Source organism: Bradyrhizobium sp. CCBAU 45389 (assembly GCF_028128625.1).
In the GTDB taxonomy this organism is placed as follows: Bacteria; Pseudomonadota; Alphaproteobacteria; order Rhizobiales; family Xanthobacteraceae; genus Bradyrhizobium; species Bradyrhizobium liaoningense_B.
In genome coordinates this window covers 532,526-552,452 of the sequence record NZ_LBIY01000099.1, presented here as the reverse complement: position 1 = coordinate 552,452, position 19,927 = coordinate 532,526, and the positions used below count along the sequence as shown (strand labels likewise).

At 65.2% G+C, this 19,927-nt stretch carries 19 protein-coding genes; 13 read left to right on the top strand and 6 right to left on the bottom strand.

What is annotated here, in order from left to right; all coding sequences use genetic code 11:
- Positions 1 to 156: 156 nt before the first annotated feature.
- A complete protein-coding gene (locus tag XH79_RS41790) occupies positions 157 to 1,056 on the bottom strand; it encodes a LysR substrate-binding domain-containing protein (RefSeq protein ID WP_018641158.1) in 900 nt (299 codons plus the stop codon).
- A gap of 66 nt (positions 1,057 to 1,122) precedes the next feature.
- Positions 1,123 to 2,091 (bottom strand): LysR family transcriptional regulator, encoded by a 969-nt coding sequence (locus tag XH79_RS41785; RefSeq protein WP_212339879.1) that lies wholly within the window; start codon positions 2,089 to 2,091, stop codon positions 1,123 to 1,125.
- A gap of 136 nt (positions 2,092 to 2,227) precedes the next feature.
- Here XH79_RS41785 and XH79_RS41780 point away from each other — a divergent pair, with 136 nt between their 5' ends.
- The 11 genes from XH79_RS41780 (at position 2,228) to XH79_RS41730 (ending at position 14,747) form a co-directional block, all read left to right on the top strand.
- A complete protein-coding gene (locus tag XH79_RS41780) occupies positions 2,228 to 3,541 on the top strand; it encodes a cation:dicarboxylate symporter family transporter (RefSeq protein WP_212339878.1) in 1,314 nt (437 codons plus the stop codon).
- Between the two features lie 18 nt (positions 3,542 to 3,559).
- Positions 3,560 to 4,594, top strand: coding sequence for a PdxA family dehydrogenase (locus XH79_RS41775; protein ID WP_271585505.1), 1,035 nt, complete (start codon positions 3,560 to 3,562; stop codon positions 4,592 to 4,594).
- Positions 4,584 to 6,038, top strand: coding sequence for an MmgE/PrpD family protein (locus tag XH79_RS41770; RefSeq protein ID WP_271585504.1), 1,455 nt, complete (start codon positions 4,584 to 4,586; stop codon positions 6,036 to 6,038). The genes XH79_RS41775 and XH79_RS41770 overlap by 11 nt, the downstream gene beginning before the upstream one ends.
- Positions 6,039 to 6,055: 17 nt before the next feature.
- The gene (locus tag XH79_RS41765) at positions 6,056 to 7,492 is read left to right on the top strand and encodes an MmgE/PrpD family protein (RefSeq protein ID WP_271585503.1); all 1,437 of its coding nucleotides are present in this window, start codon (positions 6,056 to 6,058) and stop codon (positions 7,490 to 7,492) included.
- 45 nt (positions 7,493 to 7,537) lie between these two features.
- A complete protein-coding gene (locus XH79_RS41760) occupies positions 7,538 to 8,509 on the top strand; it encodes a Bug family tripartite tricarboxylate transporter substrate binding protein (protein ID WP_271585502.1) in 972 nt (323 codons plus the stop codon).
- Between the two features lie 16 nt (positions 8,510 to 8,525).
- Entirely contained in the window at positions 8,526 to 9,314 is a 789-nt protein-coding gene (locus XH79_RS41755) for an SDR family NAD(P)-dependent oxidoreductase (protein WP_271585501.1), read from the top strand.
- Positions 9,314 to 10,132: an alpha/beta fold hydrolase gene (locus XH79_RS41750; RefSeq protein ID WP_271585500.1), complete on the top strand. Its 819-nt coding sequence runs from the start codon at positions 9,314 to 9,316 to the stop codon at positions 10,130 to 10,132. Before XH79_RS41755 ends, XH79_RS41750 begins: the two co-directional genes overlap by 1 nt.
- A gap of 64 nt (positions 10,133 to 10,196) precedes the next feature.
- Positions 10,197 to 12,356 carry a carboxypeptidase-like regulatory domain-containing protein gene (locus tag XH79_RS41745; RefSeq protein ID WP_271585499.1) on the top strand — a complete coding sequence of 720 codons (2,160 nt, stop codon included), beginning with the start codon at positions 10,197 to 10,199 and terminating at the stop codon, positions 12,354 to 12,356.
- Positions 12,357 to 12,416: 60 nt separating this feature from the next.
- Positions 12,417 to 13,208: a fumarylacetoacetate hydrolase family protein gene (locus tag XH79_RS41740; protein WP_271585498.1), complete on the top strand. Its 792-nt coding sequence runs from the start codon at positions 12,417 to 12,419 to the stop codon at positions 13,206 to 13,208.
- 237 nt (positions 13,209 to 13,445) lie between these two features.
- Positions 13,446 to 14,192: a transporter substrate-binding domain-containing protein gene (locus XH79_RS41735; protein WP_271585497.1), complete on the top strand. Its 747-nt coding sequence runs from the start codon at positions 13,446 to 13,448 to the stop codon at positions 14,190 to 14,192.
- Positions 14,193 to 14,330: 138 nt separating this feature from the next.
- Positions 14,331 to 14,747: a hypothetical protein gene (locus tag XH79_RS41730; RefSeq protein ID WP_212339869.1), complete on the top strand. Its 417-nt coding sequence runs from the start codon at positions 14,331 to 14,333 to the stop codon at positions 14,745 to 14,747.
- A 10-nt stretch (positions 14,748 to 14,757) separates the two neighbouring features.
- Here XH79_RS41730 and XH79_RS41725 read toward each other — a convergent pair whose 3' ends face one another.
- Genes XH79_RS41725 through XH79_RS41710 form a run of 4 tightly spaced genes read right to left on the bottom strand, consistent with a single transcriptional unit; the run spans position 14,758 to position 18,073 of the window.
- Entirely contained in the window at positions 14,758 to 15,501 is a 744-nt protein-coding gene (locus XH79_RS41725; RefSeq protein WP_271585496.1) for an IclR family transcriptional regulator, read from the bottom strand.
- Between the two features lie 20 nt (positions 15,502 to 15,521).
- A complete protein-coding gene (locus XH79_RS41720) occupies positions 15,522 to 16,373 on the bottom strand; it encodes an HpcH/HpaI aldolase/citrate lyase family protein (protein WP_271585495.1) in 852 nt (283 codons plus the stop codon).
- On the bottom strand, positions 16,373 to 16,831 hold the full coding sequence (locus XH79_RS41715; protein WP_333938945.1) for a MaoC family dehydratase: 459 nt from the start codon (positions 16,829 to 16,831) through the stop codon (positions 16,373 to 16,375). Before XH79_RS41715 ends, XH79_RS41720 begins: the two co-directional genes overlap by 1 nt.
- Positions 16,832 to 16,870: 39 nt before the next feature.
- Positions 16,871 to 18,073, bottom strand: a complete 1,203-nt coding sequence (locus tag XH79_RS41710; protein WP_271585494.1) for a CaiB/BaiF CoA transferase family protein — start codon at positions 18,071 to 18,073, stop codon at positions 16,871 to 16,873.
- Positions 18,074 to 18,301: 228 nt separating this feature from the next.
- Between XH79_RS41710 and XH79_RS41705 the strand changes: the two genes are divergently transcribed.
- Complete coding sequence (locus XH79_RS41705) at positions 18,302 to 19,327, top strand: TRAP transporter substrate-binding protein (protein ID WP_271585493.1); 1,026 nt, start codon at positions 18,302 to 18,304, stop codon at positions 19,325 to 19,327.
- 39 nt (positions 19,328 to 19,366) lie between these two features.
- A complete protein-coding gene (locus tag XH79_RS41700) occupies positions 19,367 to 19,921 on the top strand; it encodes a TRAP transporter small permease (protein WP_271585492.1) in 555 nt (184 codons plus the stop codon).
- Positions 19,922 to 19,927: the final 6 nt, after the last annotated feature.

Below are 19,927 nucleotides of genomic sequence, written 5' to 3'. Positions count from 1 at the left end.
ATCAAAGCACACCGGGCCGCTGCTGGACTAGGGCGTACTTACGAAATGGATCAAAAACGGAGATCGAAGCAGACGCCGAGCAATGTCCGATCGCGTGACGGGTGGACGCAGTTGGGGTCGTCTTCGGGGTATCTTTGACTACCTCTGCGATACACTTCAGGAAAGCTCAATCGGTGCGCCGCGACCACTGAGCTCTTCGTCGAGACGCAGATAGTGCGCGAGATAGTCGTGCAAGGCGGTTGCGGCCTTCGAAGTGGCGCCGCTCGACTTGTAGAGCAAGAGCTCGATCTTCGGCAGTGGCGGCAGACCTTCGTTCGGGCCGATCTCGCGCATCGCCGGTACCAGCGCGCTGCGGCCGAGCACGGTGACGGCCATGCCGGCGAACGCCGCGGCTTGCAGGCCGCCGACGCTTTCGCTGACGCAGGCGATGCGCCAGCGCAGGTTTGCGCGCTCCAGCGTGTCGATGGCGTAGTCGCGATAGATGTTGCCGGGCGGCAAGAGCGCCAGCGGGATCGGGCGCTCCTGGTGTGCGGCGGATTGCTCGCCGGTCATCCAGACCAGTTGCTCGCGCCGCACCACCTGGCCGCCGGTGAAATCGTTCATGCGGGTGACGAGCGCGATGTCGACGTCGCCGCGCTTGACGAGGCCGACCAGCGGCGTCGACAGCGCGCAATTGAGCTCCACCTGCACGCGCGGAAATGATTTCCGGAACACGCTGAGGATCTGCGGCAGCATGAACGCCGCGTAGAGATCGGGCGTGCCGAGCACGACCTGGCCCTCGATCTCCTGTGACGCCAGCTGCGAGATCAGCTCGTCATGCAACCTCAGGATGGACTTGGCGTAGGTCAGGACCGTGGTGCCGTCATCGGTCAGCGTCAGCCTGCGGCCGCCATGCTCGAACAATTGCTTGCCGGTCAGCTCCTCCAGCCGCTGCAATTGCAAGGTGATCGCCGGCTGGGTGCGGCCAAGCCGTCGCGCGGTCTCGGTGATGCTTCCTGTCTCGACCACCGAGATCAGCGACCGGAGCATGCGGATGTCGAGGCTGATGAGGTTCATACGGTGTCCATGTCGCCCAGAATTTATGCAAGTTCCGTGCTAAGGCCGGATACCCCCTGATGTTTCCTACCTCGCTCGCGGCGCTGAAGAAGCGGATTTTCCCGCCGGCCGGCCCTTGCGGACCGCATTCCAGAAATTCTCGGCCGCCCGGGTCATGCGGGCCCGCGTGCGGAACAGCGACACGCTGATCGGAATATCCCATTCCACGCCGCCGGCGCGCAGCAGGCGTCCGCTGTCGAGATCGGCGCGGACGAGGGTCAACGGCGCCCATGTCACACCGCGCCCTTCGCGCGCCATGTCGATCAGCAGCATGACCGGCGCGGCGAAGCCCGGGGCGAGCCAGGCCGACGGATCCTTCGCCGCCAGGAACGAGGTGACGAGCCGGCCCACGCCCGAGCCCGGATGATAGGCGAGATAGGGCAGCGGCGCGCCCGATGCGCCGGGCAGCGCATAGCGCGCCTGCGGCTTCTTGCTGCTGCGCCCGCCGCGGCCCGGCTTTGTGGCCGGTGCGCTGATCGGGATCAGGGTGTCAGTCGCAAGCTCGATGCGCTGGAAGCGGTCCATGTCGAGCCGGCTCACCAGCGAAGGGTGATAGTGCGCCAGCATGAAGTGAGCCTGCGCATCCAGCAGCAGCTTCTCGCAGCCGGCGAAATTCGAGGCGACGAGCTGCACCGCCGCGCCGGCCCGCGCGCTTTCTGAACTGCGGATCCACTGCGGGAAGAAGGTTTGCGACAGCGCATGCGTTGCCGCGAAGGTGACGGTCTCGGCCTTCAGCCGCGCCACCTCCAGCGCTTCTTCCCGCCCGACCTGGACCCGGCGTAGCACGTCCTCGGCCACCGGGCGGAAGCTCTCGCCCGCGGCCGTGAGCGTGACCGTATGCGTGGAACGTTCGAACAGCGGCGTGCCCAGCCACTCCTCCAGCGACCTGATGCGGCGGCTGAGCGCGGGCTGCGTCACATGCCGGCGCTCGGCCGCCCGCGAGAACCCGCGCTCGTCGGCGATGGCAAGGAAATCCTCCAGCCAGATCAGGTCCATAATAACGTTTTGTCCTCAAATCATACCGATACGGCATTAGCGCCTGAAACGCTGCTGGTCCAATGTAAACGGCATCGCGAGACAAGAACAAAGCGCCACCTTCGCATGGCGCGTCGATGCCGTTGGAGGAAGTGAATTGCAGGTTGCCGCAACGCCGCTGTCCGAGCCCCTGTCGAGCCCGGTCTCGGAACGCCGTCGCAAGCCGCTCTGGCGCGAGCAATATGTCCTGGTGGTTGCCGGCGCCGCGCTCGGCGTGCTGTTCGGCGCCCTGTTTCCGGCCATTGCCGTTGAATTCAAGCCGCTCGCCGACAGCTTCATTTCGCTGATCAAGATGACCATCGCGCCGCTGATCTTCCTGGTCGTGGTCACGGGTATTGCGCAGGTCGGCGACATGAAGGCGGTCGGCCGCATCGGCCTCAAGGCCTTCGTCTATTTCGAGGTCGTCACGACCCTGTGCCTGATGTTCAGCTTCGTCGTGGTGCGCTGGGTGCAGCCCGGCGCGGGCGTGGCGCGCGCCACGGCGCAGCAGGCGGAGACCGTCGCCCGCTATTCGCAGGCCCATGTCGGATCGCTGTCGGCCTATATCCAGCACATGATCCCGGAAAGTTTTGTGGGCGCGTTCGCGGCCGGTGACGTGCTCCAGGTCCTCGTGCTCGCGCTGCTCTGTGGCATCGGCTTGTTGCTCTTGGGCGACAAGGCCGCGCCGCTGCGCTCCGGCATGGAGCGGGTGACCGAGCTGGTGTTCAGCGTCGTGCATGTCGTCGTGGCGCTGGCGCCGATCGGTGCCTTCGGTGCCATGGCGTTCACGGTGGCGAAGTTCGGTGCCGCCACGCTCTATGCGCTGGCGCTGCTGGTCGGCACCGCCTGGGCGATGATGGCGTTCTTCATCTTCGTCGTGCTCGGCACCATCTGCCGCATGGCCGGCATCCGCCTGATGGATCTGCTCCGCCTGTTGCGCAACGAGCTGCTGGTCGTGCTCGGCACCTCATCGTCGGAAACCGCCATTCCCGGCATGATGGAGAAGCTGCCGAAGGCGGGCGTCGGGCGGGCGGTCGCCGGCCTCGTCATTCCCTCCGGCTATTCCTTCAATCTCGACGGCGTCGCGCTGACGCTGCCGCTGTCCACGATCTTCGTCGCCCAGGTCTACGGCATCGAGCTTTCGGCCGCGCAGCAGCTCAGCCTGTTCGTGGTGATGCTGTTCACCAGCAAGGGCGCGGCCGGCGTCACCGGCGGCGCATTCGCTGCGCTGGCTGCGACCGTTGTCGCGGCCGGCCTGCCCGCAGAGGGGCTGGCGCTGCTGCTCGGCATCGACCGCTTCATGTCGCTGGCGCGCGCCATCACCAACACCATCGGCAATGCGGTGGCCGCGATCGTCGTCGCGAAATGGGATGGCGAATTCAACCGGGAGGACTGGGCGCAGTCCGCGGCTCAAATCCAAGCAGTGAAATAAGGATCCAAGGTTTCTTCCATGACTACCAGCACCAATGAACTGCCCGTCATCGCGCTGACGCCGGGCGACTGCACCGGCATCGGCCCCGAGCAGATCGCGCGTATCCTGTCCGATGACCGGCTCGCCGATGCCGCGCGCCTCGTCGTGGTCGGCGATGCCCGCGTGCTCGAGATGGGCATGGTGCATGCCGGTGTGAAGCTGAAGCTCGAGCGGATCTCCTCGCCCAAGGCGGCGAGCTGGGGTCGCGGCGCGGTGCAGCTCGTCGACTTGGGCAATACCGATCCCGCCAAATTCCCGATCGGCAAGGCCAGCGCCGAATCCGGCCGGCTGACCGGCGAGACGCTGTCGCGCGCGATCGATTTCTCGAGGGCGGGCGAGGTCGATGCCATCACCTTCGCGCCGCTCAACAAGCGCGCGATGTTCGACGGCGGCTGGAAGTTTCCCGACGAGCACAAGATGTTCGCCAGCCTGCTCGGTCACAAGACCTACTTCTCCGAGATGAACGTGCTCGACGGGCAGTGGATGTCGCGCGTCACCGGGCACCAGTCGCTGCGCGAGGCGCTCGACGGCATCCATCCGCAGAGCATCACCGACTCGATCGTGCTGGTCGACCGCATGATGAAGAGGGCCGGCGTCGCCAAGCCCCGCATCGCGGTCGCGGCGCTCAACCCGCATGCCGGCGAGAACGGCCTGTTCGGCCGCGACGAGATCGAGATGATCCGCCCGACCGTCGAAGCCGCCGCGAAGACGGGCATTGCCTGCACCGGGCCTTACCCCGCCGACACCGTCTATATCCGCGCCTTCGCCGGCGAGTTCGACAGTGTGGTCGCGATGTATCACGACCAGGGCCAGATCGCGACCAAGCTGCGCGGCTTCAACCGCGGCGTCACCGTTACCGCTGGGCTGGAGACCGTCTTCACCACGCCGTCGCACGGCACGGCGTTCGACATCGTCGGCAAGGGCGTCGCCAACACCGGTGCGCTGGAGAGCGCGGTCCGCCTTGCCGCGAAACTGGTATCGATCAAGGTCAAGGAGGCTGCCTATGCAAACTGATCGCAGGACCCTGCTCCAGGCCGCAGCCGCGCTTCCACTCGCCACCGCCGGCGCCAACGCTGCCTTCGCGCAAACCCCGGCCGCGGCGCCTGCCGCCGCACCGCCCAAGGAGGTCACGCGCGCGCTGGCGCGTTATCTCGTCACCGCGAGCTATGACGATCTGCCCGCCAATGTCCGCAAGGAGGGCGTCCGCACGCTGCTGAACTGGGTCGGCGTCGCGATCGGCGGCTCGCATCACGAGACGGTCGATATCGCAGTCGCAGCGCTCGGGCCGTTCTCGGGTCCGCAGCAGGCCTCCCTGTTCGGGCGGCGCGAGCGGTTCGACATCATGAATGCGGCCTTCATCAACGGCGTGTCGAGCCACATCTTCGACTATGACGACACGCATCTGAAGACGATCATTCATCCGGCCGGCCCCGTGGCCTCCGCCATTCTCGCGGTGGCGGAGATGCAGCCGGTCTCCGGCAAGGACTTCCTGAACGCGCTGGTGCTGGGTGTCGAGACCGAGTGCCGGATCGGCAACGCGGTGTATCCGAACCATTATGATGTCGGCTGGCACATCACTGGCACCGCCGGTGTGTTCGGCTCCGCGGCGGCCGTCGGCAAGCTGCTCAAGCTGAACGAGCAGCAGATGACCTGGGCGCTTGGCCTTGCCGCATCGCAGCCGGTGGGCCTGCGCGAATCCTTCGGCTCGATGAACAAGAGCTTCAATCCCGGCCGTGCCGCCTCGAGCGGCATCTTCGCGGCGATCCTGGCCTCCAAGAACTTCACCTCGTCGGACGCGATGATCGAGGCCAAGCGCGGCTGGGCCAACACGATCAGCACCAAGCAGGACTACAACGAGATCCTGGGCGATCTCGGCAAGCGCTATGAGGCGGCGCTGAACACGTACAAACCCTTTGCCTGCGGCATCGTCCTGCATCCGGCGATCGATGCGGCGATCCAGCTCCGCAACGAGAACAAGCTGACGGCCGACCAGATCGAACGGGTCGACCTCAATGTCCATCCGCTGGTGCTGGAGCTGACCGGGAAGAAGACGCCCAAGCTCGGCCTGGAGGGCAAGTTCAGCATCTACCACGCGGTCGCCGTGGCGATCGTCGAGGGTGGCGGCGGCGAGAAGCAGTTCAGCGACCGCGCGGTGACGGATCCGACCGTCGTCGCGCTGCGCGGCAAGGTGAATCCGGTCATCACGTCGGGCATCAAGCCGGAGCAGGTCGATCTCACCATCGTGTTCAAGGACGGCCGCAAGCTCAACCGCTACATCGAGCACGCGATCGGCAGCGTCGAGGTGCCGATGACCGACAAGCAGCTCGAGACCAAGTTCTCCGATCTCGCGGACGGCATCATTCCCGCCGCGATGATCAGGCGTGTCATGGACGCATGCTGGAACGTCGAAGGTCTGGCGAGCGCAGCGGAAATCGCCAAGATGTCGGTCTCGTCCTGATTCTGGAGTCTATTGGAATGCCCTCACGTCGCCGTTTCCTTCAATCCGCCGGCTCGATTGCCGCTTTGGCCGCAACAGGTGGCCGTACGGCCCTCGCGGCAGGCCCTGGCGTCACCGAGCGGCTTGCGCGCTACATGGTCGCCGCGCGCGACCAGGAGCTGCCCGAAAAGGTGCTGCTCGAATGCAAGCACCGCATTCTCGACACGCTCGGCGCGATCGTGTCCGGCGCGCGCATGCGGCCGGGCGAGATGGCGCTGAAATATGTGCGCACGCTCGGCGGCGAGGCGCAGGCCTCCGTCGTCGGCTCCGACTTCCGCACCACGGCGGTCAACGCGGCGCTGGCGAATGCGATGTGCGCGCATGCCGACGAGACCGACGATTTCGAGCCGGTAACCAAGGCGCATCCGGGATGCGCGGTGGTGCCGGCCGCGCTTGCGTTCGGCGAGCGCGAGCATCGCAGCGGGCAAGACGTCATTCGTGCCGTCGCGCTCGGCTACGACCTGACCTGTCGCCTCCTGATGGCGCTGGGGCCGGATCTCGTGCGCGGCTCGCATCGCAGCGCCGAAGGCACGTCCTCGACCTTCGGTGCGCTCGGCGCCGCCGCCTCGCTGGCGCGGCTGGACGAGAAGGGGATGCGCTACGCGATCTCCTATTCGTCGCAGCAGGTCTCCGGCCTGTGGAGCTGGGTGAAGGATCACGACCACATCGAGAAGGCGTTCGATTTCGCCGGCATGGGCGCGCGCAACGGCGTCATGGCCGTCGACATGGTCAAGAACGGCCTGACCGGCGTCGACGACGTGCTCGACGGCACGCATAATCTTTTCATCGCGCTGTCGACCGATCCGAAGCCCGAGGAGATGGTGAAGGACCTCGGCAGCCGCTTCTATGTCACGGAGACGGCGATCAAGACGTTTTCGGTCGGTTATCCCATCCAGTCGCCGCTGGATGCGACGCTGACGCTGCGCAAGCAGCATGGCCTCACCCCCGACAAGGTGAAGAGCATCCTTGTCAAGCTGCCGACCGACGCGATGGGTATCGTCGGCGAGAGCGCGATGCCTGATGTCAATTGCCAGCATCTCGTCGCGGTCGCGCTGGTCAAGGGCGCGGTCTCGTTCAACGACAGTCATGACGTCGCGCTGATGCGCGATCCAAAAATCCTCGAACAGCGCGCCAAGGTGACGCTGGTGGGCGACAAGGCCCTGATGGATCCGGCCGCGCCGCGCGGCGCCGTCGTCGAGGTGACATTGACCGATGGCAAGAAGGTGGAGCACTTCACCAAATATCCGCCGGGCACCAAGGAAAATCCGCTGAATACGGAGGCCGTGGCCGCGAAAACCAGGGATCTGATCGCGCCTGTGCTGGGCACCGAGAAATCGGAGAAGCTGATCGAGCAGATCAACAATCTCGAAAAGGTCGACGACATCGGCAAACTGAGGCCGCTGATGACGACCTGAGATACCGGGGCGGCCAACGATAAATAAAAGGGGAGGAAACGCCTGATGTACCGATACTGCCGCCGCTGGGTTCTCGCCGTCTGCGGCGCCATCCTGCTGTCCGGTCCGACGCTCGCGCAGGATTATCCGTCCCGTCCGGTCAAGATCATCGTGCCGTTCCCGGCCGGCGGCTCCAACGACATCATCGCCCGCATCGTCGCGCAGAAGCTCGCCGAGGGGAGCGGGCAGACGTTTGTCGTCGAGAATCGTGGCGGTGCCGGCGGCAATATCGGTGCCGAGGCGGTCGCGAGCGCCGATCCCGACGGCTACACTTTGCTGCTGACGGCGCCGCCGCCGCTCACGATCAATGGCTCCCTCTACAAGAAGCTGCCGTTCGATCCGGCCAAGGCGTTTGCGCCGGTGGCATTGATCGCCTCCGTGCCGATCGTCCTGGTCGTCAATCCGTCGGTGCCCGCAAAGAACGTCGGCGATCTGATTGCGCTCGCCAAGGCCAAGCCGGGGACGATGAATTTCGGCTCGTCCGGCATCGGCTCGACCAATCATCTGGCCGGCGAGCTGCTCAAGAGCATGGCCGGCATCGACATCGTCCACGTGCCCTATCGCGGCGCGGCACCGGCAATGAACGATCTGCTTGCCGGGCAGATCCCGTTCATGTTCGACAACATGCCGGCGGTGCTGCCGCAGGTTCAGGGCAAGGCGATCAACGCGATCGCGATTGCGGGTGCGAAGCGCGCGGACGCGTTGCCCGACGTGCCCACGGTTGCAGAGACTGTTCCAGGCTTCGAGGCGTCGTCCTGGTTCGGACTGGTGGCACCTGGCAAGACGCCCGCGTCGGTGCTCGCCAAGCTGAGCAGCGAGGTCGAGACCATTCTGAAGATGCCCGATGTCAAAAAGCGGCTTGCTGAGCTCGGAGCGGAGCCCGGCACGGTTTTCGGCGCCGCCTTCGGACAATTCATGACGGATGAGACCGCAAAATGGGGCAAGATCATCAAAGCCTCCGGCGCCGCGGTGGATTAGGCGGGATGATGGCGTCATGGATTTGAATCTGGGCGGCAAGGTCGCAATCGTCACCGGCGGCAGCATCGGCATCGGCCGGGCGATTGCCGCCGAGCTCGCGCGCGAGCAGGCGCATGTCGTGATCGTCGCGCGCGACGCCGAGCGGCTCGCGGCGGCGGCTGGCGAGATGTCGCGCGACACCGGCCGGCGCGTGATCGCCTGTGCCGGCGACATGACCAAGCCGGACGACATTGTGCGGGCGATGAACACGGCGCGCGAGGCCTTCGGCCGCATCGACATCCTCGTCAACAATGCCGGGGCATCGCCGATGGGCCGGATCGCGGAGACGCCGGATGCGATCTGGGCCAAGTCGATCGAGCTGAAGCTGCTCGGCTACATGCGTTGCGCCCGCAACGTATTGCCGGAGATGCGCGACCGCCGCTGGGGCCGGATCATCAACATCATCGGCCGCAGCGGGCATCAGCCGCGCGCGGCCTATATGGCGGGCGGCGCGGTCAATGCGGCGTTGCTCAACTTCACATTGGCGCTCGCTGAGGAATGCGCGCCCGACAACGTGCTCGTCACCGGCGTCAATCCCGGTCCGGTCCAGACCGATCGCTGGGACAGCCTGATCGCGCAGGGCGCAGCGATCGCGGGACAGGATCGCGGCGCGGCGAACGCCGCGGCGATTGCCTCGGTGCCGCTCGGCCGCGTCGGGCAGCCGCATGAGGTCTCCGGCCTCGTCGCGTTCCTCTGTTCAGACCGCGCATCCTTCATTACTGGAACCTGCATCAATGTCGATGGCGGTGGAACGAGGTGTATCTGATGGCTAGCGAACTCAGGAAGATCGGTGTCGGCGAGGATTGCGAGCTTGCGGTTCGCCTCGATGACTATCTCCTGCCTTGGGACACCAGAGCGCCGGTCGTGATGCTGCACGGGCTGGCCGAAAGCGGTGAAGCGTTCCGGCGCTGGGTGCCGTATTTCGCCACGCATCATCTCGTGGTGCGGCCGGACTTGCGCGGCTATGGCGATTCGACGCCGATGCAGGGCGACTATGTCTATCGCTTCTCCGGCCTCGGTGACGACATCATCCGGATGCTCGACGCGCTGAAGCTCGACCGCGTGTTCCTGATCGGCGGCAAGATCGGCGGCACGCTGGCCATGCATCTCACCGCAAAGCATCCGGATCGCGTGATCGCGGTCGCCGCTGTCGGCGCGCCGGCTTCGCTGACCTCGTTCAACGAGCGGGCGCCGACCTGGCGCAAGCAGATCCGCGAGCAGGGCGTGGAAGCGTGGGTTCGCGAGACCACGGCCGGCCGGCTCGGCTCGTCGCTGCCGCCGGCAGCGCTGGACTGGTGGATCAAGCTGATGTCGAAGACCAAGGCCTCGACGCTGGAGGCGTTCCTCCAGATGGTGCCCACGGTCGACGTCACCGGCGAGCTGCCGTCGATCAGGCGCCCGGCGCTGGTCATCACCACGACCGGCTCCGGTCTCGGCAGCGTCGATTCCGTGAAGGCGTGGCAGGAGACGATCCCGGGCTCGAAGCTCGAGGTGTTGCCCGGCGATTCCTACCACGTCGCCGCCACCGACCCCGACGTCTGCGCGCGAAAAGTGAGGGAGTTCTTCGACCGGCTCAAGGCATGAGAGACACGTCCGATTAAGGCCCGATAGAGGCCCGGACGAAACACAAAAGCGATGGGAGGGAATGATGAGCTTGAGGCGAATGCTTGCCGGATATCTCGGCGCGACGGCGCTGCTGCATGCCGGCGCCGCGATGGCGGCGACGGTGGAGATATCCGCCAATGACATTGGCGGACAGGTGATCAGCGACAAGGGCGCGGAGGCCGGCGTCTGGGTGATCGCCGAGACCAGGGATTTGCCGACCAAATATGCCAAGGTGGTGGTGACCGACGATCAGGGCCGGTTCGTCATCCCGGATCTTCCCGCGGCCAATTACAAGGTCTGGGTACGCGGCTATGGCCTGCAGGACACCGCGCAGCAGGAGGCCCGTCCAGGCAAGGTCCTCGACTTCAGGGCGGCGCAGGCTTCGCCGAAGGAGGACGCGCAGAACTACCCCGGCATGTACTGGTATTCGATGCTCGACATCCCCAGGCCGGAGGAATTTCCCGGCACCGGCGACAAGGGCAACAAGATGCCGGAGACCATGAAGTCGCAGGCCCAGTGGGTCGATACGGTCAAGAACATGTGCCAGTCCTGCCACGCGCTCGGCACACGCGGCATCCGCGAAATCCCGAAAGTGTTCACCGACGGCTATGATTCCCACACGGCCTGGGCGGTCCGCACCCAGGCCGGCCAGGCCCAGGAATACATGGCCACCGTGCTCGCCAGCATGGGTCCGGAAAAGGTCTACGACCTCTTCTCGAAATGGACCGACCGCATCGCCGCCGGCGAATTGCCGTTCGCCAAGCCCGAGCGCCCCCGGGGCATCGAGCGCAACGTCGTGTTCACGATGTGGGACTGGGCGGCGCCGACGCGTTATCAGCACGATGCGATCTCGACCGACAAGCGCAACCCGCGCCTCAACGCCAATGGCCTGATCTACGGATCGTCGGAAGAAAGCTCCGACCTCGTGCCGACGCTCGACCCGGTGAAGAACATCGCCGGCACCATCAAGCACCCCTATCTCGATCCGAACACGCCGTCATCGACCGATGCGCCGCGCGGGCCGTCGGCCTATTGGGGCGACGAGCCGATCTGGGACGGCCACACCAGCATCCATAACGTCATGATGGACGAGCAGGGCAAGGTCTGGTTCACCGCGCGTCTGCGCCCGCCGGCCAATCCCGATTACTGCAAGCCGGGCTCGGACCTTCCCTCGGCGAAGGTCGCGCCGCAGGCAACCTCGTTGCGCCAACTGTCGCGCTTCGATCCCGCGACGGGCAAGTGGGACCTGATCAACACCTGCTTCACCACCCATCACCTCTATTTCGACGACGATGCCAACCAGACGCTGTGGACCAGCTCCGGCGGTCCCGGCCTCGGTGGCGGGCTGGTCGGCTGGCTCAACACCAGGCAGTACCGCGAAACCCTGGACGTCGTGAAGTCGCAGGGCTGGACGCCTTTGATCATCGACACCAACGGCAATGGCAAGCGCGATGCCTATGTCGAGCACAAGGATCCCGTCGATCCCACCAAGGACAAGCGCATCGCGGCGTCGTTCTACGGCATCATGCCGAGCCCGGTGGACGATACGATCTGGGGCCAGGCGATGGATCGCGGTTTCTCCCGCATCGACCAGCCCGGCTACATCGTGCGCGTCGTGCCTGGGCCGGACCCGGCGAACACTGCGCTCGCGGAAGTGTACCAACCGCCGGAGGGCACGTTCGGCCCGCGCGGGCTCGACATCGGCCTCGACGGCGTGGTGTGGACGGTCATGTCCAGCGGCCATCTCGCAAGCTTCGATCGCAAGCACTGCAAGGGGCCGCTGAACGGCCCGACAACCGCCGACGGCAAGCAGTGTCCCGAGGGCTGGAAGACCTGGCGCATGCCCGGGCCGCAGTTCAAGGGGCTCGATGCCAGCGGCAGCGCCAACCACGCCTATTATGTCTGGGTGGATCGCTACAACACGTTCGGCCTCGGCGCCAACGTGCCGATCGCAAGCGCCAACGGAAGCGAGTCGCTGCTGGCGCTGGTCAACGGCGAGCTGGTGAACCTGCGCAATCCCTACCCGCTCGGCTTCTTCACCAAGAATGTCGACGGCCGGATCGACGACCCCAACACCGGCTGGAAGGGCCGCGGCCTCTGGAGTACGACCGGGACGCGCGCGAGCTTCCACGGGGAGGGCGGCAAGGAGTCCTCGCCTAAAGTCTACAAGGTGCAAATGCGGCCCGATCCATTGGCCCATTGAGTGTTTTCGACTTAAGAATAGCCACGCAGGAAACGAATGCCCAAGCCAGGGACTATGACGATGACAAAAACTTCACGACGTGACGTGCTCACCGCCGCAGCCGCGATGACCGCGGCGGGCATCGCCGAAGCAACGCCGGCCGCCGCGCAGGCCGCGCCCAAGCCGATATTCCCGGTGCCGATGATTGCGATTCCGATCGTCGGCGAGACCCAGGTGTTCCAGGTCCGCCGCATCTATTGCATCGGGCGCAACTACGCCGCGCACGCGATCGAGCGCGGCTCGGACCCGAACCGCGAGCCGCCGTTCTTCTTCCAGAAGCCGACGGACGCGATCCAGAATGTCGCGATCGGCGAGGTCGCCGACCATCCCTATCCCTCGCTGACGAAAAACTATCATCACGAGGTCGAGCTGGTCGCCGCGCTGAAATCCGGCGGCACCAACATCCCGGTCGATAAGGCGCTCGACCATGTCTATGGCTACGCGCTCGGCCTCGACATGACCCGGCGCGATCTCCAGAACGGCATGGCCTCGGAGAAGAAGCCCTGGGAGATCGGCAAAAGCTTCGACCATGCCGCGGTGATCGGCCCGATCCATCCCGTCAGCAAGACCGGTCATTTCGAGAAGGGCGCCATTTCGCTCGCGATCAACGGCACGGTGAAGCAGAACTCGGATCTCAGCAAGATGATCTGGAGCGTCGCCGAGCAGATTGCAAAGCTCTCGGAAGCGTTCGAGCTCAAGGCCGGCGACATCATCTATTCCGGCACGCCGGAAAATGTCGGTCCCGTGGTGAAGGGCGACGTGCTCCTGTGCAAGCTCGAAGGCCTGCCGGATATGTCGATCAAGATCGTCTGACCCTCTTCGCCTCTCCCCGCCTGCGGGGAGAGGCCGGAATTTGCATCAGCAAATTCCGGGTGAGGGGGCTCTCCGCGAGTCCAACTGTCACCGTCCCCGCGGAGACTCCCCCTCACCCCAACCCTCTCCCCGCAAGCGGGGCGAGGGAGCACACCGTCGGCTTTGTTGACGGGGCGTTCAACTTTGGAGGCGGAGATGCTGCGGCATGGTTTGATTGCTGCGTTGGGTTTGATTTTCATGATCGGCACTCCCTCCGCGAACGCCGAAGGCCCCAGCGACATTGCACCCACCGGAACGCTGCGCGTGGCCGTCGCCGTCGGCCCCGCGGCATCGGCGTTCTGGACCACGCGCGATCCTTCGACCGGAAAGCCGCGCGGCGTCACCGTCGAGCTCGCGAGGGCCGCCGCCGACAGGCTGCACGTGCCGCTGCAACTCGTCGAATACCAGAGCTCCGACGAGATCGCTGCGGCCAGCAGCAAGGACGTCTGGGATCTCTCCTTCATGCCCGCCGACGTCAAGCGAGAGCAGTTCGTCGACCAGGGCCCGGCTTACGTCGCCTATATGAGCGGCTATCTCGTGCGTGCCGGTTCGGACATCCGCTCCGCTGCGGATGTCGATCGGGCCGGAATGCGTGTCGGTTGCATCGAGGGGACGTCGACATCGCGCACGGTCGAGAAGTCGCTGAAGCAGGCGAAGCTGACGAAGTTCGTGAAGCCGGAAGAAGCCGCTGAACTCATTGGCAAGGGCGAGCTCGATGCGCTCGCGATGGGCATGGGCGCCCTGGAAGACCTGTCGCGAAAGCTGCCGGGAACGAAGGTGCTGGACGAGGTGATCCAGTCGACCGGCGTGGTCGTCGTCGTTCCCAAGGGCAAGCGCGCGGCAAAGGTCTGGGCTGCGCATTTCCTGGATGAAGCCAAGGCGGACGGCACCGTGCGCCGCGCGCTCGACGGCAACGGGTTCACCAGCGACAAGGTCGCGCCGTAGTTGCGCTGATTGGCCTCCGGTGGGCTTTGCCCTTGAATTGCCGGAGTTCCATCGGCGATTGCCCCGTGTTGGGCAACGGACAAACGTCCTGCGGCCATATTTGAGTAAGAGTGGTCTTCCCTCGAGGGAGGCGCTCCGATGAAGAAAGCTCTGATCACTGCCGTCGTTCTGTTGGCCGGCGTGCCTGCGGGCGCTGCCGCACAGGAGCGTGCCGGTGCTGCGGCAATCGGAGCCGTGTCAGGCGCCGTGGTGTTGGGTCCGATCGGTGCGATCGCCGGCGCGGCGATCGGTTACACCGCCGGACCTGCAATCGCCCGGTCCTGGGGCGCGAGAGATTCGCGCTCGGCGCGACAGCGGCCGCCGCGTCGCGAGGCTTACCGCGCAGCCGGCACGCCGCCGCGCACGCGCCAGGCGATGGATGCCAGCGGTCAGATGAGGGCCGCCAGCAATCCGCCAGTTCAGGCCGCGCCTGTGGCGCAGCCTGTTCAAGCAGCTCCTGCGGCTCCTGCTGCGCCTGCGGAGACCACGCCGCCGCCCGCTCAGGGATTCGATTGAGGCCTCGTCTTCAGGCCGCAGTGGTCTTCGGCCGCAGCCGGTCGACCGTCCGCGCGATCAGCGCGGCCACTTCGGGCACCTTCGGACCGATCCGAAACTCCGGCCCGGCGACGACGACGGAGAGCCGGCGGTCGCCGATCGGCAGCGGGATCGCGGCACCCGCAAGATCGCGGCTGTAATCCGCGAAACTCTGGCAATAGCCCCGCGAGATGGAGCTGCGCAGCTCGGTCTCCACGGCCTCGATGCTGATCGGCGTCGACGGGCCGTACTGCTTGAACTCGATCTTGCGATAGACCGAGTCGCGCTCTTCTTGCGAATATTGCAGCAGCAGCGCGCGGCCGCTGGCGGTGGCGTGGATCGGCACGCGATGGCCGATGGTCGCGAAATAGCGGATCGCTGCCTTGGACTCGACGACGTCGATGAACACCGCCATCACGCCGGCTGGCGCCACGATCGATGCGGTCTCGCCGGTCTCGGCGGAGAGATCGGAGATCAGCTGATGCGTCCAGGGCGGCAGCGGCTCGACCTCCGAGATCATCCGCGCCATCGCCAGCCACCGCGGCGTCGGATAGAAGCCGGCACGCGGCCGCGGCTCATAGAGATAGCCCTTCTCCGACAGCGTCGCGAGCAAGTTGAAGGTCGAGGAGCGCGGCCAGCCGAAATGATCGGCGATCTCGGCAAGCGTCGCCGGCTTCTTCACTTGCGCGAAGAATTCCATGATCTCCAGGACATTTGCAGCTTGGCGAACGATCATGGCGAGACTTGCGTTCCGATCTAGGGCTGGCCAAGGATCTTCTTGGCGGCACGAAGGTGCGGCTTGTCGATCATCTGGCCGTCGAGCCGCAGCGTGCCGGAATTCGGATTGCTCGCGAACGCCGCGATGACTTTTTCCGCCCAGCTACGCTCGGCGTCCGTCGGCGCGAACGCCGCATTGACGACGTCGACATGCTTGGGATGGATCAGCGCCTTCGCCGAAAAGCCGTCGCGGCGCGCCGCGCGCGTCTCGGCTTCGAGGCCTGCGAGATTGTCGATGTCGGTATAGACGGTGTCGATCGGCGCGACCTCGGCCGCGGCCGCCGCCATCAGGCAGAGATCGCGCGCGAGGCGGTAGGGGCTGTGGAACACGCCGCCGCTCGCTTTCTCGGTGGCGCCGAGCGAGGCGGAGAGATCCTCCGCACCCCACATCAGGCCGGCGAGGCGAGGGGAGCAGCCCTTGTAGCTGCCGAGCCCGAAGATCGAGCTCGCGGTTTCAGTGGCAACGCAGACGATGCGCGTCGTGCCGACCGTGATGCCGGACGCAGCTTCCAGCGCTTCGAGCCAAGTCGCGACCTGCCGCACGTCGTCGCCGCCTTGCGATTTCGGCAGCACGATGCCGTCGGGCCTGCCCGGCATCACCGCGGCGAGGTCGGCGAGCGTCATGCCGGTGTCCAGCGCGTTGACGCGGACATAGAGCTGATGCGGGCCGGGACGGCTCTTCAGCATCGCCAGCGTCAGTCCGCGCGCCTCCGCCTTCTTCTCGGTGACGACGGAGTCCTCGAGGTCGATGATCAGCGCGTCGGCCTTGCCTTCGCTCGCCTTCTCGAATTTGCGCGGGGAATCGCCCGGCACGAACAGCATCGAACGCATCAGACCGGCCTCTTGTGCATCATCGCCATGCGGCGGCATTTTCCGACGATCTCGTCGTTCTGGTTCAAGGCGTGATGCTCGAACTCGACGATGCCCGCTTTCGGGCGCGATTTGGATTCCCTCAACGAAAGCACCTTCGTCGTCGCCCGCAAGGTGTCGCCATGGAACACCGGTTTCGGAAAGGTCACGTCGGTCATGCCGAGATTGGCGACGGTTGTCCCCAAGGTCGTATCATAGACCGTCATGCCGATCATGATGCCGAGGGTGTAAAGGCTGTTGAAAATGCGCTGGCCGAACTCGGTCTTTTCGGAGAAATGCGCGTCGATATGCAGCGGCTGCGGATTGAGGGTCAGCAGGCTGAACATGGTGTTGTCCATCTCCGTGACGGTCCGGGTCAGCGGATGCCTGAACTCCTGGCCTACGGAAAAGTCTTCGAAATAAAGTCCGGCCATCGCGATTTCCTCCCTGTGTTCTGCGATTTTGGCTGGCGCTGCGGTTTAAGGCGGCGCGGCCAGATGAACTGCCTTTTGCTCTGCGAGTTGGTCGATCTCCTCGGCCGAGAAGCCGGCCTCGTGCAAAATGTCGCGGCCATGCTGGCCAAGCGTCGGTGCGGGGCCGGCGGCCTCCGGTTGGGTTACGCTCCAGGTCGAGGGCACACGCATCTGGCGGATGCGGCCTTCCACGGGGTGCTCGACCGTCCTGAAGAAACCGGTCGCCTTGAGATGCGGATCCTCGAGGATCGTCTCCAGCGTATGCATCGGCATCACCGGAATGTCGGCGCGCTCCAGCAGTTCGCGCCACTCTGCGGTGGTACGCGTCGCGAAGATGTGGCCGATCTCCTCGTAGATCTCGTCGATATGCCTGGTACGCGCGGCGTGGTTGGCAAAGCGCGGCTGGTCGAGGAAATGCGGCTGCCCGATCGCCTCGAAGAAGCTGCGCCAGTGCTTGTCGTTGTAGATGAGGACGCAGAGATAGCCGTCGCTGGTCTTGTAGGGACGGCGATAGCGCGAGAGCAGGCGGGCGTAGCCGCCATGGTCGAGCGGCGGATCGTAGGTCAGGCCGCCGAGATGATCGACCAGGACGAACTCCGCCATGGATTCGAACATGGGCACGTCGATGCGCTGGCCCTCGCCGGTGCGCTGCTGGTGCATCAGCCCGCCCATGATCGCATTCACCATCATCAGCCCGACGATGCGATCGGCGATGGTGACGGGAACGTAGCGCGGCGTGCCGTCGCCGGCGGCCGCAAGCAGCGTCGGAATGGTCGCCGCGCCCTGGATCAGGTCGTCGTATGCGGGTTTTGCAGCGTAAGGGCCCGACTGGCCGTAGCCGAATGCACCGACATAGACGAGCGCGGGATTGATCGCGGCAAGCGTCTCGTAGTCGAGGCCGAGCCGCGCCATCGCCTGCGGGCGCACATTGTAAACCAGCGCGTTGGCGCGCTTGGCCAGCCGCAGCAGCGTGTCGCGTCCTTCCGTCTTCTTGAGGTCGAGCACGATGCTGCGCTTGCCGCGATTGGCGTTGTGGAACATCCCGCCCATGCCGGGCGTGCGGCCGGGACCGATCTGGCGAACGATGTCGCCCTCGGGGCTTTCGACCTTGATGACATCGGCACCCATGTCCGCCAGCACCTGGGTGCCGTAGGGGCCCATCAGCACCGAGGTCAGGTCGAGAATGGTGAAGCCGGCGAGCGGTCCCATGGGGCCTCTTGGGATGAATTCATATCCGTGGAGTTAGAGTTCATAAAAGTTGGGTGTCAATTCGACGCTGCTCATCCCACGCGCATGGGGCTATGCATAGTTCATATACTTGACAGATAAATTCACATATATGTACATTTTCCTCAAGCAAGAAATGGAGTGAGGGCCGGACTGTGCTGCAGCGTTTCGCTGCCGCCTTCGGCATGGGGACGCGTCAGGGAGAACAAGATGAAGACGAAACTGGTCTGGGCCGCCGCGGCGTTCGCACTCTCGCTGCCGGTCTCGACGCTTCAGGCGCAGGCGCTGGAGCTGAAGGTCGCCGATAGCTTCCCCGCCGGTCACTATCTCGTCCGCCTGATGCTCAAGCCGTGGATGGACGACGTCACCAAGCGCACCAACGGTGCGGTGACTTTCACCTATTATCCGAACCAGCAGATCGGCAAGGCGGCCGACATGCTGCGGCTGACCCAGTCGGGCGTGGTCGACATCGGCTACATCGGGCCGTCCTATGTCTCCGACAAGATGCCGCTGTCGGAAGTCGCGCAATTGCCGGGGGCCTTTGAGACGAGCTGCCAGGGCACGATGGCCTATTGGAAGGCGGCGCGCGAAGGCGTTCTGGCCAAGCAGGAATATGCGCCCAACAAGATCAAGCTGCTGTTCGAGGTGGTGCTGCCGCCCTATCAGGTGTGGACCGCGAAAGCCAAGGTCGACATGACCAAGGACATGCAGGGCCTGAAGCTGCGCACCACCGGCGGCGCGCAGGATCTGACCTTGCGTGCGCTCGGCGCGGTGCCGGTGCGCATGGCCGCACCCGATGCTTATGAATCGCTGTCACGCGGTACCATGGATGGTCTGCTATTTCCGATGGAAAGCGTCGTGGCCTACGGCCTCGACAAGCTGGTCAAGCACGCCACCGAAGGCGTCAGCTTCGGGAGCTTCATCGTCGCCTATTCCATCAACCAGTCGGTCTGGGACAAGCTGCCCGACGACGTGAAGAAGGCGATGAACGAGGCGTCCGAGGCGATCGAGCCGACCGCTTGCGCGCAGGTCGACAAGGAAACGGAGACCACCAAGAAGCACCTTCAGGATCAGGGTGTCAGCTTCGATCCGCTGCCGGAGGCGACCCGAACCGAGATGAAGGACAAGCTCAAGGGTGTCGGCAAGGAATGGGCGAGCGGGCTCGACAGCCGCGGCAAGCAGGCATCCGCCGCGCTGAAGGAGTTCGAAGACCTGCTCGCCGCCGGCGGCAAGTAAAGCGTCAAGTCATCCGACAGAGAGAAGGAGGCGCCAGAGGTGATCAAGCGGGCAGGAGATGTGCTCGGCGCGCTGGAGCGCGCGCTGACGGTGATCGCGGTGGTGTTCCTGTTTGTGATCATGCTGCTGGTGGTGACCGACGTGTTCATGCGTTACGTGCTGAACAGTCCGTTCGCCTTCACCTATGATCTGATCGGGCTCTATCTGCTGGCTGGCGTGTTCTTCTTCACGCTGTCGGACGGCCTGCGCGAGCATGCACATGTCGGCGTCGACATCCTGCTGTCGCGCTTCTCGCCGGCGGGACGGCGGCTGTCGGAGATCGTCACCGCGCTCGCCGGTCTGTTCGTGTTCGTCCTGATCTGCAAGGTCGGGTTCGAACGGGCGTTGGAGAATTACGAGCAGCACGATGTGCTGGCCGGCGCGATTGCCTGGCCGACCTGGATCTCGGCGGCGCTGGTGCCGTTCGGCTGCGGCGTGCTGGTGCTGCGCTTGGTGCTTCAGCTCGTCGGCAATGTGCTGAGCCTCATCAGCGGGCGCGATCTCTATCCGCTGCCGCCGGTGACCGGCGTCGGTGAAGCACGCAGCTTCGAGTAACGGGCG

Bases quoted from the DNA above. Each gene is read 5' to 3' on its own strand.
- XH79_RS41790 (WP_018641158.1), bottom strand. From the start codon at position 1,056: ATGAACCTCATCAGCCTCGACATCCGCATGCTCCGGTCGCTGATCTCG.
- XH79_RS41785 (WP_212339879.1), bottom strand. From the start codon at position 2,091: ATGGACCTGATCTGGCTGGAGGATTTCCTTGCCATCGCCGACGAGCGC.
- XH79_RS41775 (WP_271585505.1), top strand. From the start codon at position 3,560: ATGACTACCAGCACCAATGAACTGCCCGTCATCGCGCTGACGCCGGGC.
- XH79_RS41770 (WP_271585504.1), top strand. From the start codon at position 4,584: ATGCAAACTGATCGCAGGACCCTGCTCCAGGCCGCAGCCGCGCTTCCA.
- XH79_RS41765 (WP_271585503.1), top strand. From the start codon at position 6,056: ATGCCCTCACGTCGCCGTTTCCTTCAATCCGCCGGCTCGATTGCCGCT.
- XH79_RS41760 (WP_271585502.1), top strand. From the start codon at position 7,538: ATGTACCGATACTGCCGCCGCTGGGTTCTCGCCGTCTGCGGCGCCATC.
- XH79_RS41755 (WP_271585501.1), top strand. From the start codon at position 8,526: ATGGATTTGAATCTGGGCGGCAAGGTCGCAATCGTCACCGGCGGCAGC.
- XH79_RS41750 (WP_271585500.1), top strand. From the start codon at position 9,314: ATGGCTAGCGAACTCAGGAAGATCGGTGTCGGCGAGGATTGCGAGCTT.
- XH79_RS41745 (WP_271585499.1), top strand. From the start codon at position 10,197: ATGAGCTTGAGGCGAATGCTTGCCGGATATCTCGGCGCGACGGCGCTG.
- XH79_RS41740 (WP_271585498.1), top strand. From the start codon at position 12,417: ATGACAAAAACTTCACGACGTGACGTGCTCACCGCCGCAGCCGCGATG.
- XH79_RS41735 (WP_271585497.1), top strand. From the start codon at position 13,446: ATGATCGGCACTCCCTCCGCGAACGCCGAAGGCCCCAGCGACATTGCA.
- XH79_RS41730 (WP_212339869.1), top strand. From the start codon at position 14,331: ATGAAGAAAGCTCTGATCACTGCCGTCGTTCTGTTGGCCGGCGTGCCT.
- XH79_RS41725 (WP_271585496.1), bottom strand. From the start codon at position 15,501: ATGATCGTTCGCCAAGCTGCAAATGTCCTGGAGATCATGGAATTCTTC.
- XH79_RS41720 (WP_271585495.1), bottom strand. From the start codon at position 16,373: ATGCGTTCGATGCTGTTCGTGCCGGGCGATTCCCCGCGCAAATTCGAG.
- XH79_RS41710 (WP_271585494.1), bottom strand. From the start codon at position 18,073: ATGGGACCGCTCGCCGGCTTCACCATTCTCGACCTGACCTCGGTGCTG.
- XH79_RS41705 (WP_271585493.1), top strand. From the start codon at position 18,302: ATGAAGACGAAACTGGTCTGGGCCGCCGCGGCGTTCGCACTCTCGCTG.